At 36.2% G+C, this 18432-nt stretch carries 16 protein-coding genes; 4 read left to right on the top strand and 12 right to left on the bottom strand.

Annotated features, from left to right (window positions below):
- The first annotated feature begins 269 nt into the window (after positions 1-269).
- Both FFS26_RS21635 and FFS26_RS21640 read left to right on the top strand, forming a co-directional pair.
- Positions 270-644, top strand: a complete 375-nt coding sequence (locus FFS26_RS21635; RefSeq protein WP_228449474.1) for a hypothetical protein — start codon at positions 270-272, stop codon at positions 642-644.
- Positions 645-677: 33 nt separating this feature from the next.
- Entirely contained in the window at positions 678-1316 is a 639-nt protein-coding gene (locus tag FFS26_RS21640; RefSeq protein WP_137906118.1) for a response regulator transcription factor, read from the top strand.
- Between the two features lie 120 nt (positions 1317-1436).
- On the opposite strand, the gene FFS26_RS21645 is transcribed toward FFS26_RS21640, so the two are convergent.
- The 5 genes from FFS26_RS21645 to FFS26_RS21665 all read right to left on the bottom strand — a co-directional run bounded on the left by FFS26_RS21645 (position 1437) and on the right by FFS26_RS21665 (position 7379).
- Complete coding sequence (locus tag FFS26_RS21645; RefSeq protein WP_137906119.1) at positions 1437-2573, bottom strand: hypothetical protein; 1137 nt, start codon at positions 2571-2573, stop codon at positions 1437-1439.
- Between the two features lie 610 nt (positions 2574-3183).
- A complete protein-coding gene (locus FFS26_RS21650; protein ID WP_137906120.1) occupies positions 3184-4104 on the bottom strand; it encodes a pentapeptide repeat-containing protein in 921 nt (306 codons plus the stop codon).
- A 177-nt stretch (positions 4105-4281) separates the two neighbouring features.
- Positions 4282-4878: a Crp/Fnr family transcriptional regulator gene (locus tag FFS26_RS21655; protein WP_110011209.1), complete on the bottom strand. Its 597-nt coding sequence runs from the start codon at positions 4876-4878 to the stop codon at positions 4282-4284.
- Positions 4879-5728: 850 nt separating this feature from the next.
- The gene (locus tag FFS26_RS21660) at positions 5729-6739 is read right to left on the bottom strand and encodes an NAD-dependent epimerase/dehydratase family protein (RefSeq protein ID WP_137906121.1); all 1011 of its coding nucleotides are present in this window, start codon (positions 6737-6739) and stop codon (positions 5729-5731) included.
- A gap of 64 nt (positions 6740-6803) precedes the next feature.
- Positions 6804-7379 carry a Crp/Fnr family transcriptional regulator gene (locus FFS26_RS21665; RefSeq protein ID WP_137906122.1) on the bottom strand — a complete coding sequence of 192 codons (576 nt, stop codon included), beginning with the start codon at positions 7377-7379 and terminating at the stop codon, positions 6804-6806.
- A gap of 332 nt (positions 7380-7711) precedes the next feature.
- Here FFS26_RS21665 and FFS26_RS21670 point away from each other — a divergent pair, with 332 nt between their 5' ends.
- Both FFS26_RS21670 and FFS26_RS21675 read left to right on the top strand, forming a co-directional pair.
- Positions 7712-8725: a terpene synthase family protein gene (locus tag FFS26_RS21670; protein WP_137906123.1), complete on the top strand. Its 1014-nt coding sequence runs from the start codon at positions 7712-7714 to the stop codon at positions 8723-8725.
- 47 nt (positions 8726-8772) lie between these two features.
- Entirely contained in the window at positions 8773-9777 is a 1005-nt protein-coding gene (locus tag FFS26_RS21675; protein ID WP_137906124.1) for a terpene synthase family protein, read from the top strand.
- Between the two features lie 276 nt (positions 9778-10053).
- On the opposite strand, the gene FFS26_RS21680 is transcribed toward FFS26_RS21675, so the two are convergent.
- From FFS26_RS21680 to FFS26_RS21710, 7 genes are all read right to left on the bottom strand, one after another.
- Entirely contained in the window at positions 10054-10701 is a 648-nt protein-coding gene (locus FFS26_RS21680; RefSeq protein WP_228406558.1) for a response regulator transcription factor, read from the bottom strand.
- Positions 10698-11432, bottom strand: coding sequence for a sensor histidine kinase (locus FFS26_RS21685; RefSeq protein WP_137906125.1), 735 nt, complete (start codon positions 11430-11432; stop codon positions 10698-10700). The genes FFS26_RS21680 and FFS26_RS21685 overlap by 4 nt, the downstream gene beginning before the upstream one ends.
- Before the next feature lie 442 nt (positions 11433-11874).
- The gene (locus tag FFS26_RS21690) at positions 11875-13308 is read right to left on the bottom strand and encodes a hypothetical protein (protein WP_137906126.1); all 1434 of its coding nucleotides are present in this window, start codon (positions 13306-13308) and stop codon (positions 11875-11877) included.
- 10 nt (positions 13309-13318) lie between these two features.
- Complete coding sequence (locus FFS26_RS21695; RefSeq protein ID WP_228449475.1) at positions 13319-16123, bottom strand: hypothetical protein; 2805 nt, start codon at positions 16121-16123, stop codon at positions 13319-13321.
- Positions 16124-16132: 9 nt separating this feature from the next.
- A complete protein-coding gene (locus FFS26_RS21700) occupies positions 16133-16933 on the bottom strand; it encodes a WxL protein peptidoglycan domain-containing protein (RefSeq protein ID WP_228449476.1) in 801 nt (266 codons plus the stop codon).
- 80 nt (positions 16934-17013) lie between these two features.
- Positions 17014-17559, bottom strand: coding sequence for a peptidoglycan-binding protein LysM (locus FFS26_RS21705; RefSeq protein WP_137906127.1), 546 nt, complete (start codon positions 17557-17559; stop codon positions 17014-17016).
- A gap of 223 nt (positions 17560-17782) precedes the next feature.
- Positions 17783-18328 (bottom strand): peptidoglycan-binding protein LysM, encoded by a 546-nt coding sequence (locus FFS26_RS21710; RefSeq protein WP_137906128.1) that lies wholly within the window; start codon positions 18326-18328, stop codon positions 17783-17785.
- Positions 18329-18432: the final 104 nt, after the last annotated feature.

Genomic DNA, 18432 nt, shown 5'->3' on the forward strand with positions numbered 1-18432 from the left:
CGTTAAAATATCTCATAAATGTGAAATATTAATAGAAATTTCATTTAAAAAATTTGAGAATTGATTTAACTTTTAATTATTAGTAAGCATTAAAATTATTGACACAAATGTCTGATAATCTATACAAAGCATAAAATAATTACTGTAAAAATAGATTACTAATATTGTAATTTTTAATCTTATCTTATGTAGTTTATAAACGACATTTAATTCTTTTAACAATGATTTATTTTCACTACATTTATAATAACTGAATCGAATAAACACAAATGTATCAACTATCCTTAATATATCATAAAGCAGTTATATTGCTGCTATTATTCTGGATACTGCTTTGCTATAGCCAGCAAACAGTTTCTGTATGGTATGACACAGATAATGGCCTTCCACAGAATAAGGTAAAAGATATTATTAAAGGTAAATATGGATTTATATGGCTGAGTACAGAAAACGGTCTAGTACGCTGTAACGGATGCAATTCTATAACGTATAATTATCTTAATCTTAAAGACAATAGTGCTTCTGTATTTTTTGGAAATATTGAAAAAGATTCCATTTATAATTTTATTGCTTACACTGAAAATATAGTATCCATTACAGCTCAAAAGCTTCACGAGGCTGATGAATATGATCGTTATATATAAACGACAATATCAATTAAAATAAAAAACAAAAAGATGAATAGAAAAATTATTATTGCAGATGATCACTTAGTAGTAAGATTAGGTACTACCCTGATTTTGGAATCCCACTACAAAGATGTAAAAATTTCCTGTGCAAAATCCTATATCGAGCTCACAGAAAAATTATATGCTGAGTCGTTTGACCTGCTGATTTTAGATATCAATATGCCGGAAAGCAAATATTTGAGTATGATTGGTGAAATAAAAACAATACAGCCCAATCTTAAAATCCTTGTTTTTTCGGTGTATGACAATGATGTTGCCGTACGATACATCATTGAAGGAGCTGATGGATACATTAATAAATTATCAGATGAAAATAACATCCTGGAAGCAGTTCACCAAATCTTTGAAACCGGAACTTATTACTCACCGGATATTGTAAAAAAGCTTGTTTCATCTGCTAAAAAAGATACTCCCATCAATCCACTTGAAACATTATCTGAAAGAGAAAAGGAAATATTTGATCTCCTGGTGAAAGGTTATGGGAATATTGAAATATCGAATGAACTCAACCTTCACCTTTCCACTGTGAGTACTTATAAAGCAAGAATTTATAAAAAGCTCAATATTAAAAATGCTGTGGATCTTGTAAGGCTGGGCGATAGAAACCAGATCCACAAACATAAATAAACGTCCCCATTATCAAAAAGATGGGCTGAAGTACGTATTGAGAGTATAAAAAAACGGAATAAATATTCCGCTTTTTTATACTCTATAATCTATCAGAATCGTAAAGTTATTATTACAATTTTAGTAATGCTTTTTTGATTTAATTTTCTTCTGTAATTTTTGAGTCAAGGTAAGTAGCTCATTAATTTGTTCTCTTTGAGAGTCAATTTGTTTTTGCTGTTCTATGACATGTAAATACAGTTCTTCTACTTTTTCCAGAGTTTGGGTTGATAATCGGGTAATATCAAAAGAATATCCATCTTTCGTTTTCTCTAACTCTTTAATAGAAGTTACCCCGGGCAAATGCTTATTATCCTGAATAAACTTTTCTGTATCATAAATAGTTGAAAATTTATAATTTGAATTCATATTTGAAATCCCGTTAAAATACTGATCAAATACATAATCCGGATAAGTAGCTGTTGTTGTAGCAATGCTTCCATTTACTTTTAATCTTTCCGATCCGAATGTGATACCGCTATTATATCCTATGCCCAATTTCTGATGAATAAAAAAATTCCCATCCGGTTCTATGGTTGACTGTACTGTTCCTCGATCTCCCGCCACAGGAGCTGTCACAAAATCAATACCTGAGGGAGTATTTGTATAACCGGTCCCAATAGAAAGTACCGTACTGTTGCCTGTAGCAGAAATCTGTGCTGCCGAGTCAGTATCACAATAAATAAATAATGAGTAATTGCCACCATTGGAAAAACCCATTGAAGATCTTGTTCCCGTTCCTGAATCCTGTATAATCCCAAGACCGGAACTGTTATTAATGGTTGTAGTCTGTTGATTCTCAAATTTCAGATCTTTTCCATTCTGGGAAACCGTTCTGGTATTGGTAAGTGTACCATCTGCATTATAAATATTATTATAGATCAGTTTTTGCCATACTGTACCATCAAAATAATAATACCCGATACTGTCGATATTCGTTCTAGGTCCGGTATTATTACCTGTTGAGATATCTGTTATATATATCAATGCTCCTTTTTGATCAGCTCCATAAAGAGAATCCCCTTTGGCAGAAAGCTGTGTTCGGGTAAGCCTCGGCGCCTGAAGTCCGTCAATATCAGCAACCCCTAGTTTTCCATTAACATCCAATGTGGAATTAGGTGTTGTAGTATTCACCCCTACACCTGTGGTCTGTGCAAAAATATCAGAAGAAGCTGTTAACAAGGCTACCGTTAATAAAGTTGTTAAATTTTTTCTCATTGCTTTTATATTAGTGTTTAAACTTTTTTTGAAGTGAATAGATATGAGGCCAGCAAGTAAATATGATCTTATATCAACTTGTGCATTCATAGCACAAATAAAAAAAATATCACTTTACTTAAAATTGGAATAGAAAAAAACGGCTTTTTGCTTAAGGATAAACAAAAAGAATAAAAATTTTATAGAGGCTTTACAACCTGAGATAAATGTATTGTTCTATATATAGCTTTTGGGGAGTACTTTAGAGAGTTTAAATATATTTTTATTGTTCTTTCATTTGTATTTCATCATTACTGACTTAAATAATTCTTTTATTTTTTAAGGATTGAACTACTTTATTTTAATGATGGTACAAATTTAATACACGAGAGCTGAAAAATTTATTTGCTCCGTGTAAAAACAAATTGCCGGTCTTGTAATATTATATCTTGTTTCTGTAGTTTAAAAATTACATTTCCAGAATTTAAATGAATATTTCTACCAATGCTCTGTGAAAAAATTTTTAAATAAAATTATAGTTTTCTCACAGAAACTTTCAAAAATAAAACAGAAAACAGGACATCATCAATATGAGATGTCCTGTTTTCTGTTGAATATGGCAATGGATTATTTAAATAATGGTGACTTCAGACAAATCAGCTCCCAGGCCTTTGAGGGAAGCAAATGTTAGTTTATCCATCTTTACATTGTCAAAGTGGATCGTTTTAATAGCACGATAGTACTTATTGGTGAGAGAAAAAGAAGGAATGAAAGATACATTATTTAATATTGAATCCTTAAAAGTAACGCCTTCCAATGAAACCCTGTCAAATCTTACCCCAATGAAAGTAAGATCCTCCAGAGACATTTCCCGTATATCACAATATTTAAAATGTACACCATCAAAAGTACATTTCTGGAACACGGTGTCTTTAAGATCAATCATTCTCAGTTTTACATCTTTCATTGTTAAATCAGTAAATTTTACTTTCCCCAGCCCAACTCTATTGAATTCAGTCCGGATAAGAGTAGCCTTATTAAAATCTGATCCTGCCAGATCCAGTGTAGAGAAGCTGCAGTCTGTCAGGTTCGTTTCTTCAAAATTGGAATCACGCACATCGCTGGTTTTGAATAGGCTTCCGGTAAGATCAGCCCCGGAAAAATCCGATCCAGACAGTGAATTGGCTACAAATTTGGTATGATGTGCAGTAACGCCTGCAAAGTCCGTTTGTGAAAGATTGCTGCCTTTGAATGTAGTAAGCTGTTCTGGTATATCAGCCTGATCAAACGGTGCTGAGTTTTCTATTGGGCCCATACTCTTATGATCTGCTCTTTCATTTTGAGATGGGTAATTTTCTGAAAAATAGTTGAGATCAACATCTAAAATATCAGCAAGCTGGTTGATGGTTAGGATATCCGGAACAGATTCTCCCCTTTCCCATTTTCCAACGGCTTGCGGACTAATATAGATGAGCTGGGCAAGCTGGGCCTGAGACATATTTTTTTCTTTTCGGGCCATCGCTATTTTATTGCCTAATGTCTTCGTATTCATAATTGATAAGTTTTTTATTTCATTTAACGATACAAAGATAATCAGTGCACCTGTCGGATATCTTATATTGATGAATACTTTGAGTTGTTTTACCGCTATTTATAGTTGTATTTAACAACCGGTAGTTGTTATATCGGACATCTGAAGTATAACTGCTGAGAATACTATTCTAAATGATCAGTACAAAATCCGTCGTCCATCAAGTTTAAGAATATTATCCGCAGCCATCTTTTTAATAGTCCGTATTACTGTTTCGACACGTAAACCCGTTAAATTGGCAATCTGCTGTCTGGTAAGCGGAACCTGATAAGGATAAGATTTTTGCTTTAATGAATTTTCCTTGTAATAATCCAGTAAAGATTTTATTTTTGGTACCGGGTCTGTAGCTGAGTTACTAAACAGTATTACATATTTATAAAAAAGCCGGTCGGAAAGATAACGGAACATGGTAAAAGCCAATTCCATATTTTTACTCAATATATCAAAAAAGTTGGATTTTGGTAATCTGATAATTTTGCAATCGGTTCGGGCAACGGCATTCATCGGGTAATTCTTATCTCCAAAAAGCAGAGACTCTCCGAAGCTTTGACCTTCAAAAATAATGTTCAGGGTAAATTCCTTACCATCTTCATGATAATTATTTAATTCTACTGTTCCCGTAACAATCTGGAAATAATAATAGGGAATACCTCCCATTTCATAAATAGTTTCCTTTGCAGGATAATTTTCGTAAACTGCTCCATTTTCGAGCAAAAGATTTTCATCGATAATCATATTATTCAATTTTTTGGTTATGGTTACGAATGAATATCTCAATAAAACCGGCAGTCTTTTTAAGTGCAAATTTTAAACAACTCAGATTGATTTTTATCTGAAGGAATAAAAATCATGGTTGCTGAACATTATTTCGTAATTTTCAACTCCGAATAGCTACCAAATTTATTTTCCCCGACCTGTATAAAGTAAGGCTGGTAGCAATAAGGTAAAGTTTGAGGTATAGAAAATATAGGTATTCGCATGTAAGCGTTAAGTATAATTATATTGGGAATACAGTATCTCCCTATGTAACGCTGTGGGGAATATTCGACATAATCATAGGGGAATAATGCAGTTATGCATTAACTGGCAATACCACAATATTATTAGCCATAGAACCGTGATAATCGTTTTTTAATGGTAACAATAATCTATTATTTCGGTCGTTGAATACATCTTTCAAAAGGTAATAATATGCTCCTTTTCTGCCATTTGATAAAAATAAGTTTCTAACAACTGGTGATAATTTTAGTTGAGGTTGCTATTCTTATTTCTTATTTTCTTTTATCTTATTATTACAAATGTAGCAGAATAATAGTATTTATCTTATGATGCTGATCATATAAAATAAACTAAGGATTAACCATTTTTATGCAGCCGGATTTCCATCGAACATTCACCATTATAAAACGATCGATTTTGGCCAAAAAACTTGAATTTGAAGAAAATACATTCACATTAACAATACATTAAAAATAAAAAGACGGAAAAGTATTCAAAAATGCCCCCTCCGTCTGAGTCAACAATACAGTTACTCTTTTCCCAACCATTTTTAAATAGATTGAATTTCTGTCATCGAAACTGGTGATTACAGCAAATTTTTATGCTCCATCAGATAGGACAAAGCTTCTCTTATGGCCTGTTCGGGATTTTTCGGATTAAAACCCAATTCATTTCTGGCTTTGGAAATATCAAAATTCTGTTGTAGTCCTGAAAACATTGCAATATCCTTTGTAGTTAATACAGGAGGTTTTCCACTAATTTTAGCTGACAGTTCCATGAATCCGGCAATGGTATAGAGGACAAATTTAGGAACAGAACCCGGCACTTTGATTTTCAGTTCAGGATAAAGCTTTTGAGCCAATCTGGTAGTATTGGTAATAGTCATACATTTTTCATTAGCTAAGATATACCGTTCCCCTGAGCGTCCTTTCTGAGCAGCAAGGTAACATCCTTCGGCAACATCTTTTACATCTACCCAATTAAGGGTTATTTGGGTATCCATTGGTATTTGTTTATTTAAAATTAACTTCAGTACACCATAGGACACATTCAAAGGAAGAAATGCTTCGCCACCTATCATTGCTCCCGGCATTACGGACACCAGTTCTATTCCTAATTCTTCAGCGAGTTGAAAAGCCAGTTTCTCACCATCGTTTTTCGAATTATAATACATATCCCGGCGGTCAGGATTATACCCATTACTTTCTTTAGCAGGAAGATGGGTGTAATCCAAAGCTGCAATGGAACTTACATAAACGATTCTTTTCACGCCCGCTTCTGCGGCGGCTTCAATCGTATTTCGGGTTCCGTTCATATTGACATCGTAGATTTCCTTTTTTGGATCTTTAGCCCACAATTTAAATGATGCACCTACAGCATAAAATGTATGAACCCCCTGAAGAGCCTTAACAAAGGAAACTTTGTCCGTAATGTCAGCCTGAACTACTTCACAGTTCAGATCCCTGAAACATTCTTTATTTTGGATACTGCGAACGGATGCCCTTACATGAAATCCTTCTTTTATTAGTAATCTTACCAGATTATTGCCCAGATGACCGTTCGCACCTGATACCAATACTAAGTTTTTGCTTGTCATATCTTTTGATTTTAAATGATAGTGCAAATTTCAGTTTTGCTCATTCAAAATCACTTCACAAATGTTACCTAATAATCTGCTTGCGGATACGGCTCAAACTTTTTGGATTCATCCCTAAAAAAGAAGCGATATACTGCATCGGGACATTATGCAGAATTTCAGGATTTTCCGTTATCAACTTTAAATAACGCTTTTCAGCGGTCAATGTTGCAAGGTCCTTTGCCCGTTTTTCATTGTAGGACAACGATTGCTGAAATACGAAAAAACTGAAATCTTTAAATGCAGGACTCTGCCGGATAAGCAGATCGAGATCAGCCTTTGTAATGCGTAAAAGCTCACATTCGGTAATACACTCGAGATTTTCTTCAGATTTATTCTGATTGACAAAGTTGGTATATGATGTAATGAAGCCAGGACGACAGTTGATATGGGTGGTTATTTCATCTCCTTTATCATTGTAATGGAACAGCCGCACAAAACCTGAAACCACAAAATACAGGTACTTTGGTATTTTTTCTTCTTCCTCAATTATTCTGTTTTTTGGATACAATACAGGTTCGAAATACCGATTACAAAGCTCTCTTTCTGAATCTGAGAGTTTTACATTTTTTGAAATAAGTTGGTTCAGCTGATTGTGCATAGCATTACAAAAATATAAACTTCGGGGTTAAAATCCACTATCATCTGAAATTGGCTACTTTCTAACAAGAGGATCTGTTACCAGTTTATTTACCTCTAATGGAATTGATTCCCACACTAATTAAATGATCTCTCAGTAATTTTTTAAATAAAATTACAGTTTAATTATAATTAATTTGTAACTTCATTTCATTATTTACGATTGTATCTTTTTGATATACAGCTGGTTTTACTGTATATCATTTTTTGGGCAAAGCTTATCATTTTTTATGATATCCTCTATTGAGTTAAAAAATGATAAACTAAAAAATAAACCATTAAAAACATATAATCATGAGTAATGAAAATTTTAACACGCTTGAACTGCTTCACAGAAAGTTCAGATACCCGTTTCCCACTTTAAAAAATCCTTATGCAGATCAATTGCAGGAAATAACAGAGCATCAATGGATCGACGGAGAATATCTCTGGCTCTATGAAAAAAATCCTGATGTCCGCAGGAAATACAAAAAAACAAAAACGGCCCACATTGCAGCGCAGTGGTTTCCTACCGCATCAGCCGAACGATTTAAACCTATTTGCAGGCTTATGCTCTGGACTTTGTACAATGATGATCTATATGAGGAAAGTGAACCTGATGACATCGATTATGTGCATTTGCAATCAATTGCAATTCTGAATGGTGAACTCAGTGCGGCACAGTCTCCAATTCCCTTAGGTTCAATGCTGGGCTCATTAAGGCAGGAACTGCAGCAGTTCATTCCACAGGAATCAATTTCCCGGTTCACACAAATGATCAGCAGGTACTTTAATGGATTAAAAACAGAGGTGCAGTATAAAAAAAATAAAACATTCCCAACAATCACCGAGTGTATTGCCCTGAGAGAAGATTCTATATGCCTGTATCCTTTTCTGCAGCTTACAGAAGTTGAAACCGGAGTCATTCTGCCTCCTGAAATTCATGCCCATCCGGTTATTCGTCGTCTACAGGCATTAGCGTGCCATCTGGTAACGTTTTTCAATGAAGTACAGTCTGTAATGAAAGATGAAGCCACAGAGAGTATTTATTACAATATTGTGAAAGTGATACAGCACGAACGCCAAATGTCTTTGAAAGAAGCCTGTCTGGAGGATCTGCGTCTCCATAATGAAGACCTGAAAGAGTTTATCACCTTACAGGCTTCTCTTCCGGATTTTGGAGAATGGCAGGATGCCGTAGTCAACTGGGTGCATTATATGAGTATGGTATTAAGCGGCTGGAAAAATATTTCTACCAAATTAGCCCGTTATAATGCCATGGAATTTCCGGATGCAGAAGAGATGAAAAACAAATTAAATCAGATATAAACAAGCTGTAAAAAAGTAAATCCAGAACAACCTTAAACTTTAATAAAATGAAACCCGAAGAATATCATTCAAAAGATTACCTACCACGCGGCTATTATCCATGGCCGGACCTTATCAGCCCGCATGCTGAACAAATGGGAAAAGATATGGAAGGATGGATTGATAACGACTATACTTTCCTGACAGAAAAACAACGTGAAAAATACAAGAAAATGAGGTTACATATGTGTACTGCGCGTATGTGGCCAGACCTCACTTATGAGCAAAGTATCCCTTGCAATAGATTCATGCTGCAATATGTTGCGCTCGACGATCAGGTAGAACACTCATCTCCCAAGGAAATGGAACAAATGAGAAATCGATGTACAGCAATTCTCAGAGGAGAGCAGCCAAAACCCGAAGAAAATGCACTTTATCAACACATAGCATTAATAAGGGACGAATTCCGTGCATTAATGCCTGCGATATGGGTAGAACGTTTCATACATTATTTTTATCAATCGTTCCGGTATGGAATTGAGCTCGAATATCCTTACAAGAAGGCTGAACGGCCACCATCACTCCATCTTTTCAAAACCATCCGCGAATATTCAGTTCTTATGCGGCCGTATCTGATTTTTGGTGAGATAGAGTCAGGTCTCGTTTTACCTGAACATATATTTGAACACATTGTTTTTCAGAAAATGATATCTCATATGACCTTAACTGTGGCATGGCAGAACGATATTCATTCTCTGCCTAAAGAAATGGCGAAAGGAACTGAGGTTTTTAATCTCGTTTTTGTTTTACAGCAACAATACAATCTTTCATTGGCAGAAGCCTGTTCAGAAACTTTTCGTATTCACAACGAAGAAATGGCAGGTTTCATGACTTTACACAGCGAATACCGTGAGTTTGGAGAATATCAGGAACACGTAGACCAATTCGTTTATTATGCAGGAGTGGGACTACAGGGAGTGAATACTTTTTACCTCGAAACGGAAAGATATCTGCACGGAGGAGCAGGCTTTGCCTGGCCGGAAAAAATTGTAAATGAAAAAGATCTTCTTTAAAAATCATTCAGGATATCAGAAAATAAGATAAAATATACTATTCTTAATGCAACAGCAACATTGTTGTATTATTATTTAATTGTGTTAACAGGGACAAGGGAAGAAAATGAAACAGCATATTAAAAATCAACCTGAAAGACAGAATGATATGATATACCGATATATGACTCAAAGCACAGACCTTAGAGATGTCTTCTAAGGTTCCAAAACTTACGAACCGGAGCAAAAAGTGGCCCGTCTGCAACTATTTAGTCTAAAGCTTCTGTGATAGCATTTTTACTGATTATACAGCCTGAGAATGTCCACCAATTCGGGTAGGGATCGTATTTTCAGTTTTTCAAATAACCTGTTTTTGTAAGTGCTGATCGTCGATGAATGGAGATTCAGCTGATTAGAAATTTCTTTGAGGGGAAGACCTTCCGCAAGCTTATTGGCAATTTGCAATTCGCGGTCTGAGAGCGCTTCAAAGGGAGATTTTTTCGTCGTGCCATTTAAGGATTCTAAAAAAATAGCTTCCTTTATATTATCACTGACATACCGTCCTTTACTGAGCATCGCCGCCAAAGCAGTTTCAATGACTTCAGTGGAGCTTAGCTTACTTAGATAGCCGCCAGCTCCCATTTTCAGATAACGCATTCCATACAACTCTTCATCCTGTGAAGAAAAAATTAGAATTTTTAATTCAGGTTGATGTAATTTTATGTAATCTATTGCTTCCTGAACAGTGCCATTGGGCATATTAACGTCCATAATGGCCAGATCGAATTCTTCTTTCAGAATCAATTTGTACAGTGATTTATAATCCTCTACTTCTGAAATTATGGCATCGGGTCTGAATCGTTTGATTGTTTGTATCAAACCCATCCGGACGATACCATGATCGTCTGCTACAACAATGCGAATGTTTACTTTTGAACCCATCATTCTATAAATTTACGTAAAAAAAGAGAAACCGTAGTACCTTTATTTTCAGCGGAAATGATCTGGATGTTTCCATGCAGCAAGGATATAAATTTTTTTACAATTTTCAAACTTAATCCAACTCCTTTCTCGCCTGCAGTTCCCAGAAATATGGGATTATCATAATTGTAGATCCCCGATAAATACTTTTCATTTATTCCGGTTCCGGAATCAATTACAGAAAGTACAACCTGATCACCTTCTGTAACGGCCTGAAAATAAATATCCTTACCCGGCAAGGAGTATTTTACCGCGTTGTTAAAAATTTTATCCAAAACATATTCGAGCAACAGGCGATCGCTTGTAAGAAATGCATTGTGATCTCCTTTAAAATAAAATTTAACGTTTTTTTCTTTTAATTTAACAGTGTATTTTTCTTCTAAATAGTGAAAGAGGTCCATCACCATGATTGTAACGGGTTTAATCTTAAATTCCCCATATTGTGTTTTTAGCCAGGTAATGCTGTCCTGAATCGTTTGCAGATTCTTCCGGGCATCACGTTTTATCTGCGGCAATAACTTAAAAAAATCTTCCTCACTTATAGTCTTTTGCTCCAGCTCTTCGATAAGCCACAGAAAGGTTCCAAACAGTTCTTTTGAGTCATGAGACAATATCGAAATCAGTCCGTTCTTGAAATTAATTTCGTTTTCAAGTCTTTCGATTTTTAATTGTAGTTCGTTGATAAAATCATTCATAAATTCAGTATCACGGTTAGAAGCTGTTTGAATTGTTTTTTGAAAGAAGGCAGAAAGAGTTATATTGTTTAAATACGAATAAAAACATATAGTTCAGACCTTTCTTCCAGGAGCTGGCAAGTTATAAAAAATATCATATTAGTGAAAAAAAATCAAATGGGATTTACCTGAAATAATACAGGTCCTGTTTTATCTCACAAAAAAGACTGTGTCAGATTCCATGAGAATTTTGACTCTGGCAGACTTTTTACCGGTAGTATCGAAAATAGAGAAAAAGGTAAATATAGAACAGTATCAACAGATTACTGATCACAAAAAGATGAATGATGCAGGATAAAAATGGCAGCCTGAAGTGGCAATCATTGATAGCCAGACTACCAAAATACATCCACAGGTACTAAAAATATAGGGCTGATGAAGGAAACTATTTCAGAAAGTAGGGTTAAATTGCCGTAAAACTATAATACACATTGACAGAGTAAGTGGTATTTTCCTTCCCTACCAAACTTTGGGCACCCGCAGGCGAAATGGTGTATCTTACATTTAGTCCGCGGTCCAGAACCGGAGCTCCGTTAAAGAGTATTTTTTGAGGAGTTTTGGATAAAGGTACACTTACAGAACTTCCATCCACACCAATTTGTAATATATTGGAATTAATGTTGGTCTGTAAACCGCCTTTCTTGAAATAATTTTCGTCCGATTTTACATAGAGCTCAAAATTTTCATTATTAGACAACATAATCTGGTTGGGAATCATTTGTGACTGACCATCCGTGTAATGGGCAGCGGTATTAAAATTGAAGTTGACATTGCGCCCGGAACTGGGAATGGTGATCTCCGACAGAGGAAGCACCTTTAGCTGAACAGCCGTATTTTGCAAGCTGTTAATGGAGTTATCTGTACTTCTGGCATTGAAGTTCAATTCAAACGTATAGGTTCCGGCTTCAAAAAAGAAGTTTTTAAAATCTTCAGCAGAGACATAAAGCTGGGGGATAAAACTGTTCCTGTTTCCCGCTACAACACTGAAGTTAGCAGCCGAAAAATTCTGAAAATCGGCAGCTAAGGCCTTGGTGGTAAGTGCAGATCCGTTACTCCCCAATTTAATGCTGGCAATATTTCTGGTTCCCGGAACACCTTTAGAGGACGTGAACTGGACATTTGCGGAAGCAGCTTTCGCCCAAAAATTAAAATCAACCGTATTCGCGATTTCCGTATTTCCCAAATCCCATACCCGCGTGCCTGTACCGCGGTAGTCATTTAAAGATGAGATTTCTATATATTTTGTTAAAGAGTTTGCAACCCATCGTATAGATGAAGGAATGACTAAAATTGTTTTAAAATTACGGGGCGTGAAGTCATTATAATTCTGAGTGATATCCATGGAGTAATTCCCGGCACGGAAGGCATTGGCTGTAAATTGTGAGGCAGGAATTTTAAATGTAAAATTGATGTTTCCCCGGTTGAACCCTCCACCGATACTGATCGATGGCGGTTCAAACCATTTTACAGCGCTTGTACTGAACGACTGAAAACCTGGTAAATAACCTGAAAGTCCGGTATAGGGCAGCTGCCCGCCCATACTTTCCAGCTGCCACAGAAGCGTGGATGCGGGTAATGTAAGTGAGGAAGAAGAATGAGTAAAATTTGGCCCGGAAACAGAGGTAAATGTAGGAGCGGTTGGGAGTAATCCCAAAAAGGCATAATCCCAGTTGGTTCTGTTGGTGTTCGTCATTACCCTTGTAGGTACTGAGGTAAATTCGGTCCTGTTAAAAATATTACTTTCAGGAACCGACAGGTACACATCCTGAGCTTTCGTGGCTGCAGACCCGCAGAACACGGTAAAAATTCCTGTTAGAAAAGCCCTCATCTTTTTCATACTTTTAAATTTAAAACTTTTTCACCTTAATGGTGGTGTCTTTCTTCTTATATTCAAAAACCACGGTTTTTGAATACCCTTCTTTTGTTACCAGAATCGTTTGGGTAGGTTGTGTATAGCTGTATTTGTCATTTTCAATATAGAGGTTGTATTTTCCATCTTTCAGGAAAAACTCAAACTCATTTCTTTGGTTAACCACAGCAGTATAAATTGCACCATCTTCACCTTTTGCATACACCACTATTCCTGTTACATCCGTTTCCAAAACATCGTAAGCTTGTCTGATCTCTGTTAATTTCCCGCTTACCCTGGTGTTTTTTACCAGGCCCACTTTGCGGTTAATATTGTTATGGACCATAATGGAAGGATCCATCATCAACCGGGCACCTGCATTTTCGTTTACTTTCAATGTGTAAGTACCTTCTGGCACATTCTGAAAGACTACTTTTCCATTCTTATCCGTCATCGCTACATAATTGTCCAGTTTTACAATTTCATTAGCAAGTACTGCTTCGCCGGACTCCAGAAGTCCATTGAAATTTTTATCTTCAAAGAACTGGAAAGCCACTTTATAATTTCCGAGAGCTGTTGCTGTGGTAAAATATTTTTTAATCCCCGCTCTGAACTGGTAATAACTGCCGCTGGTTGCATATTCAGCGGTAGATTTATACCCGGAAAGATTAAAATACCCTGTGGTGGACCAGGAAGGCGAAATCTTATATTCCAGATTACCGGTGATATTGCTGTTTAAATTTTTATAAAGTTCCGAATAGAAGGTCCCTGCTGAAAAAGATCCCGTCAGATTATGATTAAACATCTGGAAATTATAGGAGGCGTAAACATTGTAGTTGGCGAAATTACGGTTTACATTATAATAAGAATTTAGATCAAAGACACTTGTTGCGTTCCATTGGGCCGTTCCGTTGAGGGAAAATGACTTATATCTGTAAGACAAGGTTGTTTTCAAACTGTTGAACCAGTCTGGTTTATCATTCTCTTTTGAATAAGAATATTCCGCCGTAAGGTTCAATCCGTGAGCACCTAAAGTAGTACTGACATTGACTTCCAACCTATAGGAAAAAAGTTCCTGTGATGTGTAAAAATTAGCTGTTTTTTGTTTTTCAACCTTTGGAGACAGTAGAAAATTCCATTTTTTTAAAGAAAACTGATACCCTAGTCCCAAAGCTTCTGTACTGTTGAAATAATAACGCAAATTAGCGGTGTTCCCAGGTTGGATTGGCTCGCTCTGGAAACTCAGGAACTCAGGCTCTATCTGCGAGTTCTGATATTGTATAAAAGCGCGCTGAGCAGCAGAAAATTGACGGCCGATCCGCTGATTTGAGAAAAAGGATCCCCTTTTGATCCCTGCATAACTTTTGGTGGCAAAGGAATTGAAAGACTGTATATCCCATTTCCCTATTTTCCCCTCGTAATTGGCTCCCATTAATGCTCCTGCATTTTCATCGTTGTTCAAAAGACCTTTTTCATGGCTCACTCCTACCTCCGTGCGGATAGTGTGTTTATCATTAATTAACAATGACGTTACCGCATTCGCTACCTGCGTATCTACGTTAAAGCGCGGATCATGGTCGAATATATAAGACACTTTCCCATTAAAAGATTTAGCATTCCCAAAAGCATATTTTGTACCCACCATGGTAGATCCTTCTGTTTGCTGGAAAAAAGTGCCATACAGATTATAATTATTTTCCAGCGCAAGAACTTCAATCTGATTATTGTTACCAAATCTGGTAGAAACCTTCCCGCCTCTTCCGAAAACCGGGTAATCGTAATCGCTGCTGTTAACATTTCCCAAGCGTAATACCGTATTTTTTCTCTCCAGTTCCAGCCAGGTATCATACAGATTATAACGGCCGTCTTCAACATAGTAATCTGCACCGATATTGAAGCGCGATTTTACATTATCAGTAACACGAAATGCTGTGTTTCCCCTCAACTGGAGATAATTGAAACCTGAACTGTTTTCATTATAGCTCATTTCCGCAAAGTTACTTCCGCTCACCGCTTCATTTCCACGGGCAATCTGTCTGTTATGTGATAAAATGACTAAATAGAGCGTGTTGCTTCCCACGATTTTATTATCAAGAAGGTCTGTGACAATTGCATTAATATTAAATTCCGGATAAAGTGTATTCTGTTTTCTGACTGCAATTTTGATCTCAACGGTTTGTTTTTCCAAACCTTCCAGGGATACAGTCTGTTGTTTTGGCAAAATTTCCAAACCATCAGGAATGGATTGCAAATCAATCTTAACGGTGCGTTTACTATACCCCTGATTTTCTACAGTCAGCAGAATTGAGGATTGAGGCATAGCAGGGTTAATGAAATTTTCGTATGTAGCGGTATAAATTGCAATGTTTTTGTTTTCGCCTTTAGCAACGAAGAACGAGGCGCTTTCAGCTCTGGTGACCGTTGGAGTGGCGTAAGAAACCTGGAATTGGATCTTATTGGATCTAAGTTTCATAAAATCCACGTTGGCAATCAGTTTCACAGGAAGATTTTTAGACTGACCAGCACCTAAGGTAAAGCCATTTTTGGGATAGAAAAGCAACCCCGGATAGTTTTCCTGAGGAATAATATTCTGAATAATAATCTCTTCAGAACTTTTATTCTCAATGACCAGGAAATTAGTAAAGGTAGAACCTTTTTCAACAGCTAAACTGTCGTTTTCAAAATGGATTTGTATATCTTTCTTTTCCTGCGCAAAGGCCCACGAAAAGTGCAGAAGAACAAATACAAAAAATAAGATTGTTCTTCTTAGTACTGAGATTGATATTCCATTCTGTGGTTTCAAGGCTTACTATTAAAATTTAAAGTTTTTTTCTCCTACACGTAAATCATTGGATTCTGCCATTTTGACGATAACCACGCCAAGAAAGTTCCCTGAAATGTTCTCCGGTAGAGAAAACTGAACGACCTGATTGGTATCCGGAAGCATGGAGATTGAAATTGCGGGTAATTTTATTTCTTTGCCATTGTCTGTGTTGGTGAGTTCAAACTCAACGGTAGCATCATTGATGGTGTTTCCATCATTGTGAATGCTTACTGCGACTTTTCTGTTCGCTGCATTTTCATTGTTCACCTCTGCAATATTGGTAATATCCAGACTTTTTACATGGTTTCCCGGTGGAGTATAAAAGATGTGAAGTCCCACCTCAAATAAGGTGATAATACCAATACCGTTCTGAACACGTGCCTTATCTGCCTGCTGAGGAAGCTGGGTAAAAAACAACATACTGTTCGTAACGGCAGATTGTGATGCGTTTGCAGGAATCTGCATGGTTACTGCAATCTCCTTTGTACTTTTCGCAGGAACTGTTACAGTGTTTTCTAAGGTAGATACCCAGGAAGCATTAGACGTTTTTGAACTGCCTGCTTCAAGATAAACCTTATTTCCGTCTTCTTCTCTGAACCAGTCTTTAGAGTTGAGATTAAAGACATAATCCTTATCCGAGCTGTTCTGAAGCGTGACTGTTTTTGTTACTTTTTCTCCCGGATTGCCGGTAAAAAACAAACGTGTAGGCGACATAGAAATACTTTGTGCCAGAAGTGAAGAAGATCCTGTAAGGATAAAGAAAATGAAAAGGGGAATGAATTTGTGCATGGCGTAAATAGTTTAATAATAAAAGATTCCCAAAACTACTGAAAACATAGCAAAAGGAACCTTTTAAACTAAAATTTTTATTATAAAGCAGTCGCGGTATACGTTACTGTTTGTATATAAGTTCCGGCCGGTTTACCTAAAATATCTGAAGATGATGATTTTGCTGCCGGGATGGTGTAGTCCAGATTCAGTGTTAAGGCACTTCCGAGAGGAGCATTGGATACTAAAGTTCTTTCTCCTGGAGATAAAACCACGTCGTTTTTTGTTCCGCCCATACTTCCGGGAGCTTCTGCAGCTTTGATTGTCAAAACATCCACTGGGATTGAGTTTGAACCATTGACGAAATTCGGTCCCCCTGCTTTTACCTTTACATTAAAGTTCTTTGTGGAAGTAACTTTTAAAGAATTCGCTTTGGTAATTGTCTGATTAGAGTTGTAGTCTGCTGCAGTAACATAGTTAAAGGCAACTATACCACCAATTGCTGTACTTCCTGCATCGATAGAGATGACATCATTCAGGGTAATGTTTACAGTTGTGGTTGCGGTTGTATTTTGAGCTTGAACATTATTAGTTCCAAATATGATTGCTCCAATAGTTAAGGCTGTGATTGTAATTACTTTTGTCATGGCAGTAATATTTTATTGTTATTTTTATTTAATTATTATCTTTTGTATACTGCAAATTTATAGTGGTACTAAAAGTTTCTTTGTAGTGGAAAAAGGAAGTTCATGTAGTAAAATCACTACACAGTTTATTCACATAATAAATAGAAAAACCCTCAGTACTTTTCAGGTACTGAGGGCATATATATTGATGTGTTTTTTTTTTGTAAAATTGATGTATTTTTTATTATAAAGCCGTCGCGGTATAAGTTACTGTTTGCGTATAAGTTCCGGCTGGTTTACCTAAAATATCAGAAGATGATGATTTTGCCGCTGGAATAGTATAGTCCAGGTTCAATGTTAAGGCACTTCCAAGAGGAGCGTTGGTAACTAAATTCTGATCCGTTGCAGATAAAACTACAGTATTTTTTGTTCCGCCCATGGTTCCGGCTGCTGTAGCTGCTTTGATCGTCAGAACATTGACAGGAATTAAGTTCGTTCCATTCATAAAATTAGCGCCTCCTGCTTTTACTTTAACATTAAAGTTCTTTGTGGAAGTAACTTTTAAAGAGTTCGCTTTAGTAATCGTCTGATCAGAGTTGTAGTCTGCTGCAGTAACGTAGTTAAAATCTACCGTATTACCAATGGCTGTACTTCCTGCATCGATAGAGATGACATCATTCAGGGTGATGTTTACGGTTGTAGTTGCGGTTGTATTTTGAGCTTGAACATTATTAGTTCCAAATATGATTGCTCCAATAGTTAAGGCTGTGATTGTAATTAGTTTTGTCATGGCAGTAATATTTTATTGTTATTTTTATTTAATTGTTATCTTTTGTATACTGCAAATTTATAGTGGTGCTAAAATTTTCTTTGTAGTGGAAAAAGGAAGTTCGT

The organism is Chryseobacterium sp. 2VB (assembly GCF_005503635.1).
GTDB classification, from domain to species: domain Bacteria; phylum Bacteroidota; class Bacteroidia; order Flavobacteriales; family Weeksellaceae; genus Chryseobacterium; species Chryseobacterium cupriresistens.

Coding starts and splice junctions, on each gene's coding strand:
- FFS26_RS21635 (WP_228449474.1), top strand. CDS start 270: ATGTATCAACTATCCTTAATATATCATAAAGCAGTTATATTGCTGCTA.
- FFS26_RS21640 (WP_137906118.1), top strand. CDS start 678: ATGAATAGAAAAATTATTATTGCAGATGATCACTTAGTAGTAAGATTA.
- FFS26_RS21645 (WP_137906119.1), bottom strand. CDS start 2,573: ATGAGAAAAAATTTAACAACTTTATTAACGGTAGCCTTGTTAACAGCT.
- FFS26_RS21650 (WP_137906120.1), bottom strand. CDS start 4,104: ATGAATACGAAGACATTAGGCAATAAAATAGCGATGGCCCGAAAAGAA.
- FFS26_RS21655 (WP_110011209.1), bottom strand. CDS start 4,878: ATGATTATCGATGAAAATCTTTTGCTCGAAAATGGAGCAGTTTACGAA.
- FFS26_RS21660 (WP_137906121.1), bottom strand. CDS start 6,739: ATGACAAGCAAAAACTTAGTATTGGTATCAGGTGCGAACGGTCATCTG.
- FFS26_RS21665 (WP_137906122.1), bottom strand. CDS start 7,379: ATGCACAATCAGCTGAACCAACTTATTTCAAAAAATGTAAAACTCTCA.
- FFS26_RS21670 (WP_137906123.1), top strand. CDS start 7,712: ATGAGTAATGAAAATTTTAACACGCTTGAACTGCTTCACAGAAAGTTC.
- FFS26_RS21675 (WP_137906124.1), top strand. CDS start 8,773: ATGAAACCCGAAGAATATCATTCAAAAGATTACCTACCACGCGGCTAT.
- FFS26_RS21680 (WP_228406558.1), bottom strand. CDS start 10,701: ATGATGGGTTCAAAAGTAAACATTCGCATTGTTGTAGCAGACGATCAT.
- FFS26_RS21685 (WP_137906125.1), bottom strand. CDS start 11,432: ATGAATGATTTTATCAACGAACTACAATTAAAAATCGAAAGACTTGAA.
- FFS26_RS21690 (WP_137906126.1), bottom strand. CDS start 13,308: ATGAAAAAGATGAGGGCTTTTCTAACAGGAATTTTTACCGTGTTCTGC.
- FFS26_RS21700 (WP_228449476.1), bottom strand. CDS start 16,933: ATGCACAAATTCATTCCCCTTTTCATTTTCTTTATCCTTACAGGATCT.
- FFS26_RS21705 (WP_137906127.1), bottom strand. CDS start 17,559: ATGACAAAAGTAATTACAATCACAGCCTTAACTATTGGAGCAATCATA.
- FFS26_RS21710 (WP_137906128.1), bottom strand. CDS start 18,328: ATGACAAAACTAATTACAATCACAGCCTTAACTATTGGAGCAATCATA.